General features: G+C 33.3%; 3 protein-coding genes. All 3 read right to left on the bottom strand.

The features are described from left to right. Positions 1–256 (bottom strand): hypothetical protein (locus tag DWW60_RS13270; RefSeq protein ID WP_147341864.1); only part of this gene is annotated, 256 nt, incomplete at its 3' end. 1,414 nt (positions 257–1,670) lie between these two features. Continuing rightward, positions 1,671–2,090: an SMI1/KNR4 family protein gene (locus tag DWW60_RS13265; RefSeq protein ID WP_015533326.1), complete on the bottom strand. Its 420-nt coding sequence runs from the start codon at positions 2,088–2,090 to the stop codon at positions 1,671–1,673. Positions 2,091–2,093: 3 nt separating this feature from the next. Further along, a partial coding sequence (locus DWW60_RS13260) for an HNH/ENDO VII family nuclease (protein WP_199414470.1) occupies positions 2,094–2,539 on the bottom strand: 446 nt, incomplete at its 5' end.

Raw genomic sequence — 2,539 nt, 5'->3', positions numbered from 1 at the left:
GAATTTCAGGAATACTTTCCGCTACCTCAGTAGCTCCTTCAGCCATAGATGCACACATATTGCGAAGTAACTCTATACGTTCCATATCATCGCACCTATCCGTAGCTATCGCTGTCTGGAATTCCATTACTTCTCCATCGACCTTTATGAGTCCTCTTCCCTTTAGATTTTCCGGTTCAAGCTGTGAAACTTTTTTACTCTTAAAATAAGCGAGGCTCGTCTGATTATCTTTTGCTGAAATAATTCCATATACCATCACTCTCACCACCAATCTGTAACAGATGATTTCTTGTTACAAAAAATATAAAAATATCTGAATCTTACAGAATGGAAGTTCCATAAATTAATCCATGCCTGAGAAAACAGTTGCAATATCAGTTGTGACAAAAATGGAGTATGAATTTTATCAGTCGACAACTTATTTTAAAAAAAAGCTTTAAAAGTCAGTGATAACAGGAAATTTCAAAATAAAATGGATACGTATAATTATTTCGTGACTTTTTGTCACTGATTTTCTGTCACTCTTGAAATCGGCAGTTCCATTAAAAGTTCCTTATAATATTTTGTAGAATCTCAAGTGGAATTTATTTCAGATAAAATCATAACGAATTAAGATTAGGTCATTTCAAAGAAATTCAGATTAAAACGATTGCAGTTGATATGAAATCAACTGTGAGATGATACCCCATTGGCACTGGATACATACAGATAGCAAGGTCTCTCGCTGTCAGCCTACATTGAAACGATACCTGTGAATATCAAAATATATGACCACAACAAAAATACCCATCTGTACAAGCATCCTAACATGCGATACAAATAGGTATTAGCAAACTTTTCATCTCGCAAGATGGTAATATTTCTTAGCATCTGTCTCAGCCAAATTTCTTTCGAACAACAACAGAAACATTCACAGCTTAAAAATCCCTTAGCCTGTCAGTATCAGCAATAATGCGGGCAAAACAACAATTATACGCATGCACCTGTGAATCTTCAAAGGCTGAAATTTATCTGACTGTTTTTGATATACCATCAATACCCGCAACAGACATCCCCCTGTGCTGTGCCATATGGCTGGGTAGCACCAGCATATGCAAAGATGCCAATCTTACTAATCCTGTCTCTGTTTCCAAGGATAACAACTTATATGCGTTTTATGAATACACCAATACTGATTAAATTTCTTATCCTAGGTCTTAAAATTATTCAAGATATCAGAATAAGGCATTTCCTTAACAATTAGTTGAATTGTCTTGATTTTGGCATATACTTTCATAAAAATATACTGTTGTAGATACCAGCCAAACTTGTAACGAAATCTTTTGTTATAATTTTATATCAATTGCTGAAAATGGCTATTTCACAGTATTTATGAGTATTTTAGCAAACAATAGTTCTGTGAAAGAATGAAATCTGTCTGCTTGCAATAAAGTCAGTAAAATCAATGATTTACCGTACCTTAGAAATAAATTGTCGGACAAATCCTTTTGTATACCTGGGGGCAAATTTCGCCATAAGGTGTCCTTTCCCCTTTAGGTAAATGACAAAAAGCTATTATTAATTTCTGCATTTCATTCACTTCGTGAACAGGCAGAAATTAAAATAGCTTTTTGAGTTAGGGACTTTGAAGTCCTAAAGTATAGACATAATTAAATTTAATTTTATAAATATTACATATTTTCTATAGCATCACTGATTCTATCATTTAGATATTCAATAAAATTTTTATAATTAATCTTGTACTTTTTATCTCCTTGTGACCACATCATAACGGCTCCAGTTTTTACATCAATACAATAAATCCATTCGTCACAATTTTCTATTACAATCTTATCGTCATTCAACCCATATGACCTGAATTCTAGTGTCTTTTCCACAAATATCATTTTGCCATTTTTACCTACACCCAATGTTTCAATGCCATCCAGTCCACCATGCCCATAATTTTTCAAAAACCAAACATACTGCTCTGGAATTTTTAAATTTAATATTTTTTCTGCATCATATAAATCTTTATCATCTACATTAGGATGTGTAAAATCACCTTTTTCTTCATATTGACTTATAATCTTAACAATTTTATCATACATATTTTATTTTCCTCCTACGATTTGCTCTGCTCTCCATTTCCAATATGAACGTCTAAAATTATTATATTGCTTATTCAATATTGGATCATTTCTAAAACTTGCTCCATCTTCGATAAGACCATGCAACTGTGAATAATATTCTTGATGTGTAATCTCTCGAATCTCAACCATTGGTCCTGCTTCTTTTTGCAAAATATGATGTAGTTGAATAGCATTACCATCTGTCCCTATAGGAGGCTTGCCAGCCTGCATACGTTCTAAGTTTGTTAGTCCTGTTGTCTCATCAAAATACTCAAAATCTATATCATTCCTTTGATATACCTTTCTACTTACATCTCTAACTTCTCCATTAACTTTAACTGTGCCTTCATATTCTACTGAAGTGTAAATTACAGAACCACTTCCACCCTCACAAGTAATACTACTTTCAGACTCCCCCCGACCTTTGC

Source organism: Coprococcus sp. AF16-22 (assembly GCF_003461545.1).
In the GTDB taxonomy this organism is placed as follows: Bacteria; Bacillota; Clostridia; order Lachnospirales; family Lachnospiraceae; genus Coprococcus; species Coprococcus aceti.
Note: the sequence above shows the minus strand (reverse complement) of the source record. Positions and strands in the feature narration are given on the sequence as shown.

Excerpts from the sequence above, each read along its gene's own strand:
- DWW60_RS13265 (WP_015533326.1), bottom strand. The coding sequence starts at position 2,090 with ATGTATGATAAAATTGTTAAGATTATAAGTCAATATGAAGAAAAAGGT.